Source organism: Streptococcus sp. 3874 (assembly GCF_013276425.1).
Lineage (GTDB): Bacteria > Bacillota > Bacilli > Lactobacillales > Streptococcaceae > Streptococcus > Streptococcus pseudopneumoniae.
In genome coordinates, this window is the sequence record NZ_VMLA01000103.1 from 1 (window position 1) to 19,048 (window position 19,048).

Consider the following 19,048-nt stretch of genomic DNA (forward strand, 5'->3'; position numbering starts at 1 on the left):
GATTTTTCAATATACTTCGCTATTGGACGGTTACGGTGCAACCAAGACACTTCCGAGTAACACCGAACCAACAATACATTTTATTTTCCGAATGGAAAATTTATCTTTTTTAATAATGACAATTCTAATTCTCTACATTCACTTTTTATTTCCTAATAGTAAACACTATTTTTTATTCTCAAAAATTGAACTTCTAAAATCATCGGTTTGGTCAAGATAGGCTTTAAAGATTGCTCTCTTCAACTTATGAACCGCACTATCATATTCTGGATTATAGTTATACCAAGAATAACGATTATCTTCTGCATCCTTACGAACAGCTTCATCCATTAATTTCTGTAATTCAGTCACGCTATTGATAGTTTTTGTTTCGCGAATATACCAAGGAATTGATGGATCCTTAAATGACACTGTATTTAATTGTCCAAACTTATCTTGGCGTTCTTTGTACATAGCTTTCTTGAATTCTGTCCAAGTTTTATATTGACCGTTAAATACCTTTTTCAAAACCAAGTCATCTGTCACCAATCCGCGTTCTTTACCATAAATAGTTATCTTTTTACCATTTTGTTTGGCTTCTTCTTCGTATTGGTTTGAGATATATGGTACCATACCATCTTTAAAGCCTTTAGCAGCTAGTAGTTCATAGGCTATACGACGTCCCATCAGGTCACCTGGTGTTCCTATATCACTACTTAATGCTGCATAAATTGGTGCAAATAACTTAATAGTGAAGTAGCCATTTCTTTCGTATTCTTTAGACTTGTATTCACGAGCTGAAAGGATGTTATTATCAATCAAACTCTCAAAGCTTGTCAGTTTTTTAGCATCTTCTACTGTCAAATCTTTGACTACATTTGTTGCGTAAACCTTATTTCCATCTTCACGATCTTCTACATACTTGTTCTCAATTTTTCTAAGAGCTTCCATTTTCTGATAATTGGTAAGGTTCTCTGTAATAGATTTTCCTTCGAGATATTCCAACATGTAAACGACATCGAACATATTGTGGACGTAGTTCTGAAGATCTGTTGCGTCTTTAAATCTCGTGGTTGGATCAAGTACTTGTAATCGTTGTCCTTCTGTACTATCAGATTTTGAATGTTTCAAGATCGAGTTGATGGTGATGGTTGCGTCATTTGGATGGTCTGGCGCTTGTAATAAGCCTTTGGCGAAGAACTCTGGTCCCAAACCACTTCTTCGACCATATCCTCCAAGATAAATGTCCTGATCTGAATCGTGCGTCATTTCATGAGTATAAGTGATAGCTCCATCCTTATCCAACATACGATAACCCATATAATAAACGGCATCCCCTGTAGCATAAGCACCGTGTTGATTATGTCCAACATTATTTCCAACAGGTCCAAAGAAATGTTTCATAGCAGGATTTGGATCATCAAAATCTGCTACTTTTTTAGCCTTTCCTTCAGTATTATCATTTCCAAATTTATAGGCATCATAAAGCAAGATATTTCGATAAAGCTTTTCACGCCCTTTTTCATCTAGAATACGATACCAATAATCATAGTGATCTCGTTGACGCTCTGCTGTTTCGTGAGCACTCTTTTCAACAAACTTATTGAGCTTATCACCAGCCTTATAGTCACTATTGCGATAACGATCATAAGCACCAAAGCCTAGACTAGAGATAGTTGAAATGACAAATACTGATTTTTCTGGCAAGGTAAGTAGAGGTAGTACCATGTTACGATATTTCCAGCTGTCGCTAGTGATTCGATCATAGACACCGATAGAGTACTTGCTACCAGCTTTTTCCTGGTTAGCCCTCACTTCTGGAATATTAGATTTTTCTTCAACGATATAAGCCTTGGTCTGTGATTTAAACCAGTCATTGTTAGTTTGAGTAGGTGCAAATGCTTTACGATAGCCTTCTAAAGCACTAAACAGGTCTTTTGTACCGTAGTTATTCGTCAGCAAGGCATTGTAAGTAACCACATTATTTTTTGCCAAGAGATTGTTGTAGCCAGATTTACCTAGTTCAATAATTGTATCTAGCGGAGAGGTATTTCCCTTACCAAAGAAATCCATATGGAACATAAGCAAATCTTTTGCGCTAGCCTTATCAAATTTGAAATCATACCAGCGTTCTAGATAGGTTAATCCTAGCATCAAGGCTTCTTTGTTTCGCTTGATTTTATCAACCATGTAATTGTCAATAGCACTATTATTTCCAGTAACAGCAGCATCAGCTGAAAGTAATTTTTTAAGAGTCTCAGTCAAGTGCTCTTTGGTTTTAGCGAATTGTTCATCTAGATAGAGTTCTGTTAATTTAACATTATCAGAGATTCCTAACAAATTCTTAAGAGCAGATGGATTATACTGCACTGTATTTAAGTCGTTTTTAACTCTGTCTATTATAGATGAATAATCTTTTAGGAAAGCATTTGGTGTGTATACTAGACCTGTAGTTCCAATAGTATACTCAGCCAGATTTGCAAAATCACTATGGTAGGTTACGTTTACTTTCTCAGATGTTCCATCTTTGTAATGTAGTAATAAGTGATTGATAGAGTGCTTGTCTGAAGTAATATCTGAAACCACTTCCTCATTTTTCATAGCGACAACAGATAACAATTCTTTCTTAAATAGATTATTATCAGCTGACAATTGATTTCCATACTTCACAATGGTGTCTCCATTATAGAAAGGCAATAATTTTTCTATATTTTTATATGCAACTTCTCTTGCCGCTTGATAATGAGTGGCCTTGGTATAATCTACATCCTGTTTAGCAGAATTTGTGAAATCTTCCACGGTTATAGTTTTCTTTGTAGTAATCTGGTCTTTCTTGGCTTGAACTGCTTCTTTTTCAATCTCAGTACCACGTTCTACAGTGGAATCAACTGACATTACCTCATCTCCAACTGCTTGAACATTAACTACCTTATTGTCTTTATTACTGTAAACTGCTGTTTTCTTCATACCATTGAAGTGGTAACCAGAAATCGCATTCCCATTTGTAATATTCATATCGCTTAGGACATTTTGTAGAATCCCAGAATTGTCCTCCGTGCTAGAGCCATTTGTCCAAAGGGAACCTGCAACTCCACCAACTCTAGCGAATGGTTTAGCATTATTTATTTCACCTTCAGCATAACTATTTTTTACAGTTGCATTATTTTCTACGATACCTGCAATTCCACCAATTGTTTGATTAGAATGTTCTCCATTACTTGAAATGGTTACTGTTGAAATAGAATGATCTACTACAGAATTAGATCCAGTTAATTGTCCTACTAAGCCACCAATTGCATACTGAGACTTTGTAACAAAGGTATTTGTTATTCTTCCGGTGAAGCTACTATTTCTTACTGTAGAATTATCAACTTTTTGGACAAGTCCTCCGATACCTAGCTCACCAGCAATGATTCCATTTGCGTGAACGTTATCTAAAGTTGAAGAATTTGTGGCTTCCTTAGCAACTGATGCGACATGATTCTTACCAGAAATATTAACATCTTTTAAGGTGAGATCCTTAACAGTAGCTCTATTTAATGTATTGAATAATGGCTTTTTCAAATTATAGATAGCATAATGTTTACCTTGATGACTACCAATCAATGTCCCTGTAAAGTTATTTGTAACATAACTTTCTTGGTTTTCATTTAACTCAAACTCGCGAGCATTCATTGTTGCACCAAGTGTGAATGTTCCACTTGGTCTACTATTCATATCAGTTATTAATTTTTTAAATGATGTGTAGATAGGGCCATCATTTTGAACAAGTTTTGGAAGATAATATGTAAAATTGTCTTGGTATTGATTGTCTACAGATTGCTTCAAGTGTTCCAATCTAGCTGTGATTTTATAGACTGGTTTGCCATCTTTTGTAGTATCCTCAATGTTTGAAACTGGAAGCAGTACATCTTTAAATTTAGCTGACTTCACCTTAATGAAATAAGCAGATTTATTATCTGGTACTTTATCCAAACTTGTATGTTGTTTTGATTGATTATCTTCATAACTATAGAGCTCCACATCAGAAACACTTCTTAGTTCTATTGTTTTCTCTTGAACTTCTACTTTTTTATCAGGTTCTACTTCATTTTCTTGTTTAATTTCTTCGTTTCCATTTGAATTGGCTGTGTTTGATTCGCTTGAAACATCCTCAGTTGAATTTCCGTTTGATTGTTCTGGTTCTGTTTGTCCGCTCTCTGTTATTGGATGAGCAGAATTTTCAGGTTTGTTTGTTTCTTCAACTGAGGTTGTCGAATCACTAGGAATACTGGACACTTCCCCAGTATTTTCTTTAGATGTATCTGGTGATACATTCTCTGAATTCGTTGTTGATTCTTCTGCAGATTGAACTGGATTTTCTACTCCTTGATTTGAGGTTCCTTCTGTAGTGACTTCTGTTGGATTTACTGGAACTTCTTCTACAGTTTTTTCTGGTTCTTGTTCTTTCGGCTTCTCGACTGGAGTTGCAGAATGAACTTCTGAAGCGTCTGTGGATTCTTCTTTAGTCTCTCCTGAGTTTTCTCCTGGCTTAGGAGTTGCATCTTCTCCTTGTTTTCCAAGATTCTCTCCGTTTTGAGAAGAATCTACGGTTGGAGGTGTAGAGTGACTTTCCACTTCTGAGTTCATATCACTAGATAATGTATCAGCTTTAGTTTCAGTGGACTCTGTAGCTACATTACTACTATTAGGATGTTCACTTTCCTCCAGTTCTGTCTTAGGAAGCTCATCCTTTGGAGCATTTATCTTGGATTCTTCATCCGTCTGAGGACTGCTCATTGTAGATGAAGTATTCCCTTCCGAAGCGTCTTCTGTGTTGGGGGTTTCCATTTTAGAAACATTTGATTCTAGTGAACCCTCTTCTTTGACCTTATCAGTTTCTTTCGGTTTCTCGACTGGAGTTGCAGAAGGAACTTCTGAAGCGTCTGTAGATTCTTCTTTAGTCTCTCCTGATTTTTCTCCTGACTTAGGAGTTGCATCTTCTCTGAATTCGTTGTTGATTCTTCTGCAGATTGAACTGGATTTTCTGTTCCTTGATTTGAGGTTCCTTCTGTAGAGCCTTCTGTTGGATTTACTGGAACTTCTTCTACAGTTTTTTCTGAAGTTTCATTTTTGGAGTCATTATTTTCTGGTTTATTTGACTCTCCAACTTTATTTGTATCACCTTGATTAGATTCAGTTGGTACTGTTTGCCCATTCTCTTCTGTTATTGCATTACCAGAATTTTCAGGTTTTGTTGAAGTTTCGTCTTTTGACTCATCTTTTTCAGGTTTGTTTGTTTCTTCAACTTCTTTTGGCTTCTCGACTGGAGTTGCATCTTCTTTCTGTTTTCCAAGATTCTCTCCGTTCTGAGAAGAATCTACGGTTGGAGGTGTAGAGTGACTTTCCACTTCTGAGTTCATATCACTAGATAATGTATCAGCTTTAGTTTCAGCGGACTCTGTAGCTACAGTTCCAACTTGTCCATCCCTAAATTCTGGAACAGCCTCATACTGTCCGTTAATCACTTGTATTTTTGATGGATTCTCTATAAAATTCGGTGCAATCGTATAATCTACCTTTTGTTGATCTATTGGAGTGGCTACTGATTTCTCTTGATTACTTACCTTAGAATCAGAAGTCGTTTTTCCCTCTTTGATATATCCAATATAAGTGTAACCTGAAATATCTTTAGGAAGAGGTAATTTTTCTCCAGAGGTCAACTCATAGTCAGTATTGTAATTCAGTAAAAGATTATTTTCTAAAGCATGGGCTGATACTAGGATACCGTTTCCTATCCCTGCAACCAATACTAAATGTAATACCGTTTTATTCTTAATTTTTTTCTTGGAAACAGCAAAAACTAAAATCCCCAGAGCTGCTAAACTAGCACCAGCAACTAAGGCTTGCATCTCATTCTTGCTTCCAGTATTTGGTAATTCCGCCAGTTGATTTTGAGAATTTAACTTATAAACAAGATAATAAGTCTCATCATCATTCTCCACGTATGTCGGAATATCATATACAAGCTGCTTCTTTTCTTCTGATGATAGCTCTGACTCTGTCACATATTTGTAGTGAACACCTTTAGTCTCTTGAGCAGCCACAGATGAACTAGCTAATACAGACATAAAAAATAAACTCGAAATCGTTGCAGATACAAGTCCTACTGATAATTTTCTAAATGAAAAACGTTCTTGTTTTTCACCAAAATACTTTTCCATTATTCCTCCTTGAAATAAAATTTTAAAAATATGTAAGCCTAACTTTTTTATATTAGTGTACTATCTATAAAAAAGGGAACATACTTTAATTATACTCTTTATTTAGCAAAAAGTCTTAAAATTGAGTTGCGTTTTCATACTTTTTTTATATATAAAATACCAAGTAGTAGTTTTGCAATTCCCTATTATTTTTTGGATAAAATGTAACCTACCATGAAATTTCCACGGCAGGTGTTACTCATATCACTAATCGTTCTAAAAATGGTTTGATGCAGTTGAGGAGAACTCCTTCTATCCAGCTTTCTTGTGCTGAGGATAGATGTTCTGTCTGAAGGCTTTCTTTTAAAAAGTCTCGGACTTGTTCTGGTGCGATTTCAAACTCAAAGGCTTTCATTTTATAGAAAAAGTCTAGCAGATGGTCTGATAAGTATTCAGTTGAAAAAGGCACTTCTCCACTTTTTCGATATTCTAATAAGAGCCGAGCAAAGCGGGCTTTTTCTTCAGGAAGCTCACGAAAATAGGAATTGAGGAGCCAGGTCTGCTTCTGCTTTCTTTCAATTGGATCCTGACTAGCAATTCGTTGGTCTTTTTCCAGCTCTTTTTGGTATTGTTTGGCCTTGATAGCCCGTTCTGTCCGATTTTTACCAAAAAGAATTTTCTCCCACTTGCGTTCTTCTTGAGTCAGGGTCTCTGTAAAGCCAAAGTAATCTTGATAAGCACGCTCTGCGGGTCCCATGGCTAGAACCAGATTGTCTGCATATTGCTTGGCGATTTTATCCCTCTTCTTGCGTTCTTTCTCTGCCTGGATACGAAGTTCTTGTTCGTAGTCAATTTTCTCCTTGCCTAGCTTGACAAGGTAGAGTTGGTCATCTGGTTTTCCAAGTAAAAAGGGCTTGATACACTTTTCAAGGACTTCTTCCATCCGAGCTTTTTTCTTTGGCTCCGCCTTGGTCCAACTTCCTCCTTGAAAGACTTCTAGGAAAAGCTGGTAGTCTCTCTCAGGTGCAAATTGATTGCCACGATTGGGTTTGAAAACATCTTTTTCCCAGAGCCATTTTAAAAGTCGCTCGTCAAAGTCACTTTTATTGACCTTGATTTTCTCCTTTTTATGGGCTTTTCTGGTCAGATTTTCAACCTTTCTGAGCAGTTTTTCTTCCTCTTCCAGTTGCTGGTCAAGGGACAATCGATGAAAATGACGAACACAGTCGCTACCAATTGGAAAGAGGCGTTGACCTGTGACACCGTTAAAGAGTTCGTAGGCGTACTTGATGGCATTTCCACAGACACAATTGCTACGGCCAATACCGTTAAAAATCAAGGAAACTTCATTCCATTCCTTGGTAGCTTGTTCCCAAGTATCCGCTTTTGAAGCCTGTAAAACTGCATCATACAGGGATTTTCTAACTGGAAGTGTCATGAGGTCTCCTTTCTAATATTCAATGAAAATCAAAGAGCAAACTAGGAAGCTAGCCGCAGGCTGCTTAAAACACAGCTTTGAGGTTGTAGATAAGACTGACGAAGTCAGCTCAAAACACAGTTTTGAGGTTGCAGATGAAGCTGACGTGGTTTGAAGAGATTTTCGAAGAGTATAAATTATACTTTTACAACTTGAACCTCGTCTTTACCGAGTAAAATCAAGTATTTTTCAATATTTTCAATCGAATAGGCTCGTGATAAAGCCTCTTCGTATAGAGCTAACTGACCACGATAGCGGTCTACGAGTTGACTTGGTTCATCATAGCGGTCTGTCTTGTAGTCGAACAGAACGATTCTATCCTCATAAAGCAGATAGCCGTCCAAGATTCCACGGACAACAAAGTCTTCCTGACTCTTTTGGTCTCGTTTGAGCATGGAGAAAGGTTGCTCGCGATAAAGATGGTTGGTATTAGCGATAATTTCCTGACCGAGTGCTGTGTCAAAGAAAGCAAGAATTTTATCAAGATTAATCTTGTCTCTGACAGCTTGGCTAGTTTGAACTTGTTTGAGTGTTTCTGTTAGGCTAGCAAGCGTTGGTCTCTGGCTGAGATCCATTCTCTGCATGAGTTCGTGGGTAGCACTACCAATCTCAGCTCCTGTTATCTTTTCTTTGCTTGAAAAATCTGGTAAATCAAAACTAATTTTCTTGTCTACTGACTGGCCTTGACCTGCAATCTCGACACCTTCCATATCCATAACAGGTTCGTAGAATTTCTTGATTTGACTTGGGGTTTGAACACTAGGAAGTTCAATGGCTGCGCGGTGAAGAGTATTATAAATTTCCACTTCTTTCAGCATTTCAAGGGCTTCTTTGATGGTATCTGATTGACGATTGTCTGCTTGGGAGCTATCTTGGAGTGGACTCCTGGTTTCCAACTCTCCGATGGCTTCTCTAGTCAACTGATCTTCTCCAACAAAACGATAACTAAAGTTGAGATTGTCCTTAGTAAACACTTTACTGATAGCCCAAATCCAATCTTGGAAATTCTTGCCTTGAAGTCTAGTGTTGCTATTTAGTTTTCCATTTTTAGCTGCTGGGTATTCCTTGGCTTCCAGCTTTTCACGAGAACCCTTGCCGACAAGATAGAGTTTTTTCTCAGCCCTCGTCATGGCAACATAAAGGAGACGCATCTGCTCTGAATAGCTTGCTAGCTGTAATTCCTCTTCGTTCTGCCTATAGGTCAGGCTAGGAATGGAGAGTTTGATGGTTTTAGGATAGTGATCTTCCACTGCTCCAGTCTCCATTTTGGCAATATACTTGACACCTAGACCGTTTTTACGGCTGAGAATGACTTCTGACATAGAGTCTTGCTTGTTGAAATCTTGATCCATATTGAGAATAAAGACGTAAGGAAACTCTAGCCCTTTACTCTTGTGGATAGTCATGAGCTCCACTGCATCTTTTGGCGGTGCGACGGCCACGCTTGCAAGATCGTGCTGGGCTTCTAAAACTTGGTTAATCATACCAATAAAACGAGACAAGCCTTTGAAATTACTCTTTTCAAACTGGTCAGCTCGCAGAGCTAGGGCATAGAGATTGGCCTGTCTAGCAGGACCATTTGGCAAAGCTCCAACATAATCATAATAAAAACGGTCGTTGTAAATCCTCCAAATCAAGTCATAGAGAGAGTGGGTTTTGGCATACAGGCGCCAAGAAGCCAAGATATCCATGAATTGGTTTAGTTTCTCAGCTAGAGCTGAGTGAATCAAGACTTTTTGGCTACTTACCTGTTTTTGAGCATTGACCAGTTTCTCATAGAGATTTTCGTAGGCTTTATCCTCTGCTTTCTGAAGAGATAAACGTGCTAACTCGTCCTCATCAAAGCCAAACATAGGAGACTTCATAAGGGCAACCAAGGCATAGTCTTGAAGAGGATTGTGAATGACACGAAGGGTGTCTAGCATGACTTGCACTTCTAGAGATTGGAGATAATTGTTTTGCTCTCCATCAGTTTTGACAGGGATCCCATACTCAGACAGGGCGAGAAGAATCTGGTCATTACGACTGCGGCTGGAGGTCAGAAGGGCGATTTCCTTAAAGGCAACACCTTGTTCCTGATGAAGTTTAAGGATTTCCTTGATAACTAAGCGCATTTCGCCTGTTAGTTTCGTTTCTGTTTGACTCTCTTCTTCCTCACCAGAGTCGTCCTTGTCGTAGAGTAGAAATTCTGCCTTGTTGTCTGGATTAGGAGTCAGTTTGGTATTGGCAAAAACAAGCTGGTGCATGTTATCATAGTTGATTTCGCCGACCTCTTGGTCCATGAGACGTTCAAAGACATCATTGGTTGCTGACAGCACTTCTGAACTACTTCGGAAATTTTCCTTGAGGAGAATGAGCTTGCCTTCTTGGGGATTTTGCGCATAGCGTTGGAATTTCTCATTGAAAATCTGCGGATCTGCCTGACGGAAACGGTAGATAGATTGCTTGATATCCCCCACCATAAAGCGATTGTGGCCATTAGACAGCAATTCCAGCATTCGTTCTTGAATATGGTTGGTATCCTGATACTCATCGACCATGACTTCGTGGAAACGCTCCTGATAAGCTTCACGGACTTGCGGGAATTTCTCTAAAATCTCAATGGTGTAATGGCTGATATCAGCGAATTCAAAGGCATTTTCCTGACGTTTACGCTGACGATAAGCCTCCACAAAATCACCCATGAAGGCTTGGAAGGTTTTAGCTAGTTTCCAAGTGTCTCCATGATAACGTTCTTGATAGTCGAGAATCGTTATCTGGTCTGACAGTTGTCCTAGTTTAGCAAACTGGGACTTTCTCTCTTCGTTGTAGGCATCGGCCAGTGGCTTCAAATCAGCCTTACGACTCGCATTGGTCAGAGCCCGGCCGTTTTTCTCTTTCGAAATTGCGACAACACGCGCAAGCACTGATTGAAAAGCCTTACTATCGGACTCTTGATTTAAGGAGCCAATTTCATCCAGAATCAACTGAACATTTTCTAAATAGGCAGCCTTTGCAAACTCCTTGGCATCGTTATCCAGATGATAACGGAAAAAGCTTTCCAAATCCCAAAGGGCTTGTTTGATTTGCTCAGTCAGTTTTTCTTTTTCATTGGTAAAATCAACCTCTTCAAAACCTTTGAGGAAAGATTCACTCAGCCACTTTTGAGGATTACTGGTGGATTGGAGGAAGTCATAAATTTTATAGACTTGCTGGCGCAGCCCCCGTTCATCTTTTCCACGTCCAACAAAGTTTTTCAGCAAATGACTAAAGGTCTCTTTCTGCTTACCTTGGTAATGGACTTCAAAGACCTCGTGGAAGACTTCGTTTTTTAGAAGGAGTTGCTCGCTTTGGTTTTGTAAAATACGGAAATTAGGCGCAATATCAAGCAAATAGCCATGTTTACCAAGGAATTTTTGTGTAAAAGAGTCCATGGTTCCGATGGCTGCGTTGGGTAGGTCTGCCAACTGGCGACCCAAGTGTTGTTTGAGGTCAACGTCATCGCTTTCTTGGATTTGTTGGCTGATTTTTTTCTCCAAGCGTTCTTTGAGTTCAGTCGCAGCCTTGACGGTAAAGGTTGAGATAAAGAGTTGAGAAATTTCGACACCACGCGCCAATTGGTCCAGAATACGCTCGGCCATGACAAAAGTCTTACCAGAACCAGCCGACGCTGAGACAAGGATATTTTGACCAGAAGTGTAGATAGCTTCGATTTGCTCGGCAGTTTTCTTTTGTTCCTTGCTCGAATTTGCTTCTGCTTCTTGCAGTTTTTGAATTTCCTCCTCAGTTAAAAAGGGAATAGGCTTCATCGATTCAACTCCTCTCTTATTTTTTCAAACCAATCTTGCTTGAGTTTTTCTCCGACCAGACGCTTGCCATCAGCTAGATCCAACTTTTCTAGGAAACGGGCTTGACCCAAGTGGTAATTGGCTTCAAAACCTGTGATGGATTGATGTTGCTGGACGTAGGGGGCAATGCTTCTGCCATTTTCGGTATAAGGATTAATGGCGAACTGGCCTGTTAAAATCTTCTCAGCTGCTTTCTTGTAAAGATGGGCATTGTAGTCCAGTAGGAGCTGGAATTCCTCATCTGTCAGCTGATTAGACTTGTTTTTATTGTAAAATTCGCCCAAATGACTGCTTTCTTTTTCTAAAAAGAGTCCTTGGTATTTCATAGACTTGCTGGCTTCTACTACTGCACCTGCCAAATTCTTAACGGTCAACAGAGATTGAACAGGTTCAGCCATTTCCAAGTACATGGCACCGAAAAAGTTCTGCTCCCCCTCTCTTTTTAGGGCAGCTAGGTAGGTTGGCAGTTGGGAATTAAGACCATTAAAGAAATGAGGAAATTGGAACTGGGTCAGACTAGACTTGTAGTCTACTACTCCTATCGCCCCATCAGCTTTCAATCGGTCAATGCGGTCAACCTTGCCTCGTACAAAGACACTGCGTCCATTGTCCAATTGAATAAAGGCCTGCTCTTTCCCACCGAAATTTGCCTCTTCTTTGATGGTTTCAATAGCTGGATTGTGACGGAGAATGTGGCCAGTCGTCCGTGCCACATCAAGCAAAACTTCCTTTGTAAACTGGGCTTCCAAACTTTCCTGATAAATAGCCTCAAATTCCCGTTCCTGACTGGTTTCTTGGATAGCCTGTTCCAAACGTTGGTCAAAGGAATCTTCGTCAGGCAACTGCAAGGCACGTTCAAAAATGCGGTGCAAGAAATTTCCGTGACTGCGGGCATCAGGACGCAGGCGTAATTCTTCTTGCAAGCCTAAAACGTAGCGAAGAAAATAACTGTATTCATTGCGATAAAACTCCGTCAAACCAGAGGTAGACAGGTAAAACTCCTGATCAGCAGGATAAAGAGCCTGCAAGGTATCCTTGGTCAAGGGCTTGCTGCTTGGACTTGTTGGAAGGGCAGGATTTGCAAGGCCTCTTTGGTCTAGTTTTTTACCCATGACACGTGCCAGAACCTTGACAAAGGTCAAATCTTGCTCCCTATCACTCGTCTCGCCCTGCTGGTGATAGGCAACCAGACTAGACAAAAGACTGTGATAGGACCCCATATCTTCCTTAGACAGCCATTTGTGATTCAACCTCTTCTCTCTCCGCCTAAATCCAAAATGGACTAGTTCTTGAAGATAGGCTGACTCCTTGCTTTCACTTTCATTAAAAAGGCTTGGAGCCGACAAAACTAATTGCTTACGGGCAGAATTGACCAAAGAAAGCATAGTGTAGCGATTTTTCTTGAGATTTTCACTGCCGGCAATCAGTAATTGAACGCCTTCTTCGGTCGCTTGGTTTATGTTTTGTCTTTCTTCATCTGTCAAAAGACTGGTATTTTGCGCGATTTTTGGTAAATTGTCCTGAGTCAGCCCAATGGCATAGACAAAGTCAGCAGTCAGTGGTGCAATCAAATCGTAACTCTGCACCAGAACGGTGTTCACTGTCGCTGGAATGGTACGGTATTGAGATAGACTCATTCCAGAATGAAGCAAGGCCAAGAAATCCTCCAGACTAACCTGTGAACCAGCAAAAACAGTCGCAAATTGTTCTAAAATATGGCAAAAGGCCTTCCAAACTTCGGCTTGTCTTTCCTGTTCTACAGCTTCCATAGTTGCTGTCAAATCTTGTAACTGCTTGGTCACAACTCCTTCTTTTAGAAAAGAGTTCCACTTTTGCAAGAGATTTTCAGCCTTTTGTTTTCGACTAGCAAAGAGGGTTTCAAGCGGTGTTAAAATACGCAGACGAAGGGCATTCAAACGCTCAAGACTAAATTTCCCATGGTGGGACTTGGTAAAGGTTTGCTGAAAGGATGGCAAGCCATTGATACCAAGATAGCGGATATATTGCTCAAAAGCATCAATATCAGCCTGACTAAGGTCGGTATACAAACCTGTTCTGAGGAGATTAATCAAATCTTCCTGACGAAAACGATAGCGTTTTAAAGCCAAAATAGACTCTACAAACTGTGTCAAAGGGTGGTGCGCCATGGATTCGCTTCTACCAAGATAGAAAGGAATCTGATACTGGTCAAAAATAGTTTTAAGAGATAATTGATAAGACGCTACATCCCCCAAGAGAATACGAAAATGCTTGTAACTCAGGTCTGAGTTCTCATGTAATTTCTGACGGATGCTACGGGCTACCAACTCCAACTCTTCCTTTTGCGTCAAACAAGACCAGATTTGTAAGTTTTCACGGTACTTCTCATCGACATCCAATGTTAATTCTGAAAAGTCATAAGAGGTCTCCAGCAAACGAGAGGCCTTGTCAAAACTATCCATCTTCTCATGAGTTTTAGAATAGTCCTGAGCAGGTGTTTGGTATTTAGAGGTTAGATGATGGAGAAACTCCACACTGGCTTGGTAGAGATTGCCCTCGCTAAAAGGACTGGCATAAGCTTTCTTACTAGCATAAGCCCCAATAACAATCTCAACTCCCTTGCCATGAAGTAGGTCCACAATTCGCTCTTCTTCGGCAGAAAAACGGGTAAAGTCGTCAATAACCAAGGCAATTTGAGTGAAATCACTACTTACCTTGTTATTCTCGATAGCCTCAATCAAATGGGACAACTGACTTCCCTGAGCCAACTGGCTTTGATTGAGATAAGCCGTTACCTTCTCAAAAATCAAGAGTAAATCGGCCCTCTTGTCCTCATCCGTCAAACTCTCCAAGTCCAAAAAACTCATTTGAGCAGTCGTCATCTCGTGGTACAATTCAATCAACTGCTGGATAAATTGAGGATCCTGCTTGATAGCTCCATAAACACGCAAGTCCTTGGGGTCAAGTTCTGCAAGGCATCTGTAAAAGACCATCCCAAGACCGATGTCATCTAGACTAGTCTTGGCAGGCAAGTCATTCAAGACTAGGTAACGAGCCATTTGAGCAAAGCGCGTGACGGTAATCGCAAAAGAAGCCTGCTGGGACAAGCATTCCAGCACGGCGCGTTCCTTTTCAAAAGAAAGAGAGTTGGGAGCGATGTAGAAGACTCGCTTGCCAGCAACAACTAGCTCCTCCGCCTCTCTGGTTAGAATTTCAGTCAAAGAAGTCCGAATATCAGTATAAAGTAATTTCATCTCTGCCTCGTTGGAATTTTTCATTACCCTATATTATACCATGATTAGTCTCGTAAATCTGTTAAAATATTTAGGCCATCCATTCTTTTCTTCATAATCTGCTAAATATTAAATACTTAGCTTTACTTGTATATAGAATAAATCTGCCTACTGAAAATCACATAATAAAAAAAGCCTCGGTAACAAGGCTTTGAGTTTTATGATTGTTTCTTAGGTACGGAATACACTTCAATGTGTTGTCCTAGTACCTTGATGTCGACTGGTAGATTATCTGATTTATCGCCATCGACATCCGACTCTAATTCGATATCAGAAGAAATTTTAATAGTACGCGCTTTTATATATTCAATATTCTTGATAGAATGATTGAACTATAGTAAATTGAAACTAGAATAGTACACCGTGGATGCTAAAATATTTCTAGAAATTAATTTGATTTCCCTAATCAAGCTGTTCGTATATTATTTCAACCTACTATAAATCGTCTAAGAGAAACAACCGATAAGAATTGGCACAAAAGCGACCGTATTTTTGTTACCAATACAGGAAAACCAGTTCATAGTTCCGTCTTGAGCAAGTCTCTCCAGCGAGCAAACGAACGCCTTAAAAAACCAATTCCCAAACATCTGTCCCCTCACATCTTCAGACACACCACTATTAGCATCTTAGCAGAAAATAAAATTCCTTTAAAAACAATCACGGACGGGGTTGGTCATTCCGACTCTGAAGTCACTACTTACATCTACACCCACGTCACAAAGAACATGAAAGATGAAGCAATCAATGTACTGGATAAAGTTATGAAAAAGATTTTTTAAAAAGTTTTGCCTCTCAAAATCGAGTAGGAGATAATCTCTAGCCCCTCTCACACCACCGTACGTGCCGTTCGGCATACGGCGGTTCAACTAACTTTTAACGCATGTCGTTCAAGGTAATAATCCAAACACGAAACCAGTCCACGTTTTTCAAGGACTGGTTTTGATATAGCACGTTTAAGTACCGACTTCTGAGCTACTAATTGATAATGGTCACCCCAGCCAGATACCTTATCTGCTATCCATTTAGGAACTCCTAACTTAAGCAATCCCCATAGTCGTCTCGATTTCTTCTTCCATTGCTTCCAGATAATCACTCGTAGGCGAGTACGCAAGCGCTCATCTATGCTGGTGACAATACTTTTCATATTTCCCAATGAGAAATAGTTTATCCATCCTCGAATGGACAAATTCAGTTGTTCAATACGTCTTGTTAGGTCTATACTCCATTTCCTCTGTGTTAGTTTCTTCAATTTAAACTTAAATCTCCGAACACTATCTTGATGTGGACGACTTTTCCAACCAGATGATGATTTCCAGAACCCAAAACCTAAGTATTTCAGCTCTCTTGGTCTGGTAATCTTAGTCTTGGTCATATTTACTTTCAAACCTAGCCGTTTCTCAATAAAACGACTAACTGAATACATCACACGCTTAGCGGCTGCCTCGCTTCCGACCGTCATCACACAATCATCTGCGTAGCGCACAAATCGAAGTCCCCTCTTTTCTAATTCCTTGTCCAATTCATTAAGCATGATATTGGATAAGAGAGGAGATACATTTCCTCCCTGTGGTGTGCCAACTAGCGTTTTATGATGCTGACCGTTAATGATAACACCTGAATGAAGATACTGACGAATCAAGGATTCCCTATCTCCGTCTTCGATAATATTATGTACTAAGGACATCAATCTATCTTGAGGAACCCTATCGAAAAATTTCTCTAGGTCTATATCCACTATCCACTCATAGCCGTCATTTAAGTACTCTAAGAGCTTGGACAATGGCTTGTTGGATTATCCTATCCATCACTGTCGGAATCCCAAGCTGAAGGACACCTCCATTGGGTTGGGGGATTTCAACTCGCAGGACTGATTGAGGTTTGTATTTCCTCTGTTTTATCAGCTCCTTAGTCAAGCGCCAGTTTTGTCTGAGATAGTCATCCATCTCTTCGATAGTCATTCCATCAATCCCAGCTGAGCCCTTATTGGATTTTACTTGATTGTAAGCTTCCAGCATATTTTCGCGTGATACTATCTTATCTAGCAATTTTGACATGTGCCTATTCCTTTCTTGTTTTGGTGCCTGAGGGATATCTTATATTGGTGAACCTTCATCTAGTCAATACGTGACAGAGTCCAGTTCTATCAGACCGTTCGTTTTACAGACACAAGTAAAGTAGGATTACTTCGATCTGTCGTTTTCTCTTTCTAGCGACAGACCTCAAACAGTCTCTCCCCAGACTGTTTGAGTATTCACCCCTTCGCTCCACTTCCATTACAGAAGTTTCCTCACTACTATGGGTTCGGCTGACTTCTCATGATTCCTTGTTACTACGCTTTCAGCGCTCATGAGACCTCACGGGATAAGTCCTACATCTTTCCTCGTTTATACAAGATATGAGGACGTTAAAAGGTTAGAGTGAAAATAGGAAATCTGACGCAGAGTCTTTAGACTCTAGAAAGATTTATCTTTTTCACACAAACCTTAGTCCGAATTCAATTACTCTCGTGATTTACGCATATAGGTTACGACTACCTTTTTGGACTTTAGAGTTTCTGACCCCCTTATCCGCTATATACGCCTTACTATCACCTTCCTGTTCGTAGAGCCACGATTTCGCTATCCCTTCCTCTGACGATTCTTATTTCCAGTGTCAGACTTAAAACGGTCTATCCCCAGACCGTTTTAATCCGCTACCTCACGATAGTCAGGCTTGGGAATCGCTATTGGGTTCACCGGTAGCAGGTGCCCACCGAGGACTTACACCTCAGATGCACGACATGCCCGTCGTACCAAAAATAGCCCTTCGGAAAAAATCCGAGGGGCTAGAAACGTTGTTAAATCAACGGCCGAACTTTTGAATTTCAAGGTTCGGGATAAAATAGTTTACTGAACTACTTTATTTTTTCAAGTTGTAGAATGATTTCAATCCACGGTATTCTGCTACTTCACCAAGTTGGTCTTCGATGCGAAGCAATTGGTTGTATTTAGCGATACGGTCTGTACGTGAAAGTGAACCAGTCTTGATTTGTCCTGCGTTAGTTGCAACTGCGATGTCAGCGATTGTTGAATCTTCAGTTTCACCTGAACGGTGTGATACAACGGCAGTGTAACCAGCTTCTTTAGCCATTTCGATAGCTTCAAAAGTTTCAGTAAGAGTACCGATTTGGTTAACTTTGATAAGGATTGAGTTAGCAGCACCTTCTTGGATACCACGTGCAAGGTAGTCAGTGTTTGTTACGAAGAAGTCGTCACCAACAAGTTGTACTTTCTTACCAAGACGTTCAGTAAGAGCTTTCCAACCATCCCAGTCGTTTTCATCCATACCATCTTCAATAGTGATGATTGGGTATTTGTTAACCAATTCTTCAAGGTAGTCGATTTGTTCTGCAGATGTACGAACAGCAGCACCTTCACCTTCAAATTTAGTGTAGTCGTAAACTTTACGTTCTTTATCGTAGAATTCTGATGAAGCACAGTCAAATCCGATAAATACGTCTTTACCTGGTACATATCCAGCAGCTTCAATCGCAGCAAGGATAGTTTCAACACCATCTTCAGTTCCTTCAAAACGAGGAGCAAATCCACCTTCGTCACCTACGGCTGTTTCCAAACCACGAGATTTAAGGATTTTCTTAAGAGCATGGAAGATTTCAGCACCCCAACGAAGAGCTTCTTTGAATGATGGCGCACCAGCAGGTACGATCATGAATTCTTGGAAAGCGATTGGAGCGTCAGAGTGAGAACCACCGTTGATGATGTTCATCATTGGAGTTGGAAGAACTTTAGTGTTGAATCCACCAAGGTAGCTGTAAAGTGGGATTTCAAGGTAGTCAGCAGCAGCACGAGCTACAGCGATAGACACACCAAGGATTGCGTTTGCACCCAATTTACCTTTGTTAGGAGTACCGTCAAGAGCGATCATAGCACGGTCGATAGCTTGTTGATCACGTACATCGTAGCCAATAATAGCTTCAGCAATGATGTTGTTTACGTTGTCAACAGCTTTTTGTGTACCAAGACCACCGTAACGAGATTTGTCACCGTCGCGAAGTTCAACTGCTTCGTGTTCACCAGTAGAAGCTCCTGATGGAACCATACCACGTCCGAAAGCACCTGATTCAGTGTAAACTTCTACTTCAAGTGTTGGGTTACCGCGTGAGTCTAGGACTTCGCGAGCGTAAACATCAGTAATAATTGACATTTTTTACTCTCCTTATGAGTTAAATTTTTTACACCTCTATAATACCTTAAAACCCCTCCTTTTTCAAGAAAAAACGTTATCTTTGTGCAACTTTTCCTTAACTTTATA

Annotated in this window: 7 protein-coding genes and 3 pseudogenes; 2 read left to right on the forward strand and 8 right to left on the reverse strand. The window is 40.0% G+C overall.

The window, feature by feature from the left end; genetic code table 11:
* Window positions 1–165: 165 nt before the first annotated feature.
* From HT703_RS09590 to HT703_RS09600, 3 genes and pseudogenes are all read right to left on the reverse strand, one after another.
* Window positions 166–4,809 (reverse strand): ZmpA/ZmpB/ZmpC family metallo-endopeptidase, encoded by a 4,644-nt coding sequence (locus HT703_RS09590; RefSeq protein WP_240150162.1) that lies wholly within the window; start codon window positions 4,807–4,809, stop codon window positions 166–168.
* 671 nt (window positions 4,810–5,480) lie between these two features.
* Window positions 5,481–6,182: pseudogene (locus HT703_RS12035) on the reverse strand (YSIRK-type signal peptide-containing protein); the annotation flags it as partial.
* 238 nt (window positions 6,183–6,420) lie between these two features.
* Window positions 6,421–7,599: a hypothetical protein gene (locus HT703_RS09600; RefSeq protein WP_054393189.1), complete on the reverse strand. Its 1,179-nt coding sequence runs from the start codon at window positions 7,597–7,599 to the stop codon at window positions 6,421–6,423.
* 22 nt (window positions 7,600–7,621) lie between these two features.
* Here HT703_RS09600 and HT703_RS09605 point away from each other — a divergent pair, with 22 nt between their 5' ends.
* Window positions 7,622–7,753 (forward strand): hypothetical protein, encoded by a 132-nt coding sequence (locus HT703_RS09605; RefSeq protein WP_000692919.1) that lies wholly within the window; start codon window positions 7,622–7,624, stop codon window positions 7,751–7,753.
* Window positions 7,754–7,775: 22 nt separating this feature from the next.
* Here the strand turns inward: HT703_RS09605 and addA are convergent, their stop codons facing one another.
* The 3 genes and pseudogenes from addA to HT703_RS09620 form a co-directional block, all read right to left on the reverse strand.
* Entirely contained in the window at window positions 7,776–11,426 is a 3,651-nt protein-coding gene (gene addA / locus HT703_RS09610; protein ID WP_172930054.1) for a helicase-exonuclease AddAB subunit AddA, read from the reverse strand.
* Entirely contained in the window at window positions 11,423–14,698 is a 3,276-nt protein-coding gene (rexB, locus tag HT703_RS09615; RefSeq protein WP_172930055.1) for an ATP-dependent nuclease subunit B, read from the reverse strand. Before rexB ends, addA begins: the two co-directional genes overlap by 4 nt.
* A gap of 197 nt (window positions 14,699–14,895) precedes the next feature.
* Window positions 14,896–15,051: pseudogene (locus tag HT703_RS09620) on the reverse strand (diacylglycerol kinase family lipid kinase); the annotation flags it as partial.
* 105 nt (window positions 15,052–15,156) lie between these two features.
* Here HT703_RS09620 and HT703_RS09625 point away from each other — a divergent pair.
* On the forward strand, window positions 15,157–15,516 hold the full coding sequence (locus HT703_RS09625; RefSeq protein WP_078929799.1) for a tyrosine-type recombinase/integrase: 360 nt from the start codon (window positions 15,157–15,159) through the stop codon (window positions 15,514–15,516).
* An 83-nt stretch (window positions 15,517–15,599) separates the two neighbouring features.
* Here HT703_RS09625 and HT703_RS09630 read toward each other — a convergent pair.
* Together HT703_RS09630 and eno are read right to left on the reverse strand one after the other, a co-directional pair.
* Window positions 15,600–16,791 (reverse strand): annotated as a pseudogene (locus HT703_RS09630) (group II intron reverse transcriptase/maturase).
* A gap of 844 nt (window positions 16,792–17,635) precedes the next feature.
* Window positions 17,636–18,940 (reverse strand): surface-displayed alpha-enolase, encoded by a 1,305-nt coding sequence (eno, locus tag HT703_RS09635; protein WP_000022822.1) that lies wholly within the window; start codon window positions 18,938–18,940, stop codon window positions 17,636–17,638.
* Between the last annotated feature and the right edge of the window lie 108 nt (window positions 18,941–19,048).

Coding starts and splice junctions, on each gene's coding strand:
- rexB (WP_172930055.1), bottom strand. CDS start 14,698: ATGAAATTACTTTATACTGATATTCGGACTTCTTTGACTGAAATTCTA.
- HT703_RS09605 (WP_000692919.1), top strand. CDS start 7,622: ATGAAAATCAAAGAGCAAACTAGGAAGCTAGCCGCAGGCTGCTTAAAA.
- eno (WP_000022822.1), bottom strand. CDS start 18,940: ATGTCAATTATTACTGATGTTTACGCTCGCGAAGTCCTAGACTCACGC.
- addA (WP_172930054.1), bottom strand. CDS start 11,426: ATGAAGCCTATTCCCTTTTTAACTGAGGAGGAAATTCAAAAACTGCAA.
- HT703_RS09590 (WP_240150162.1), bottom strand. CDS start 4,809: ATGGAAACCCCCAACACAGAAGACGCTTCGGAAGGGAATACTTCATCT.
- HT703_RS09600 (WP_054393189.1), bottom strand. CDS start 7,599: ATGACACTTCCAGTTAGAAAATCCCTGTATGATGCAGTTTTACAGGCT.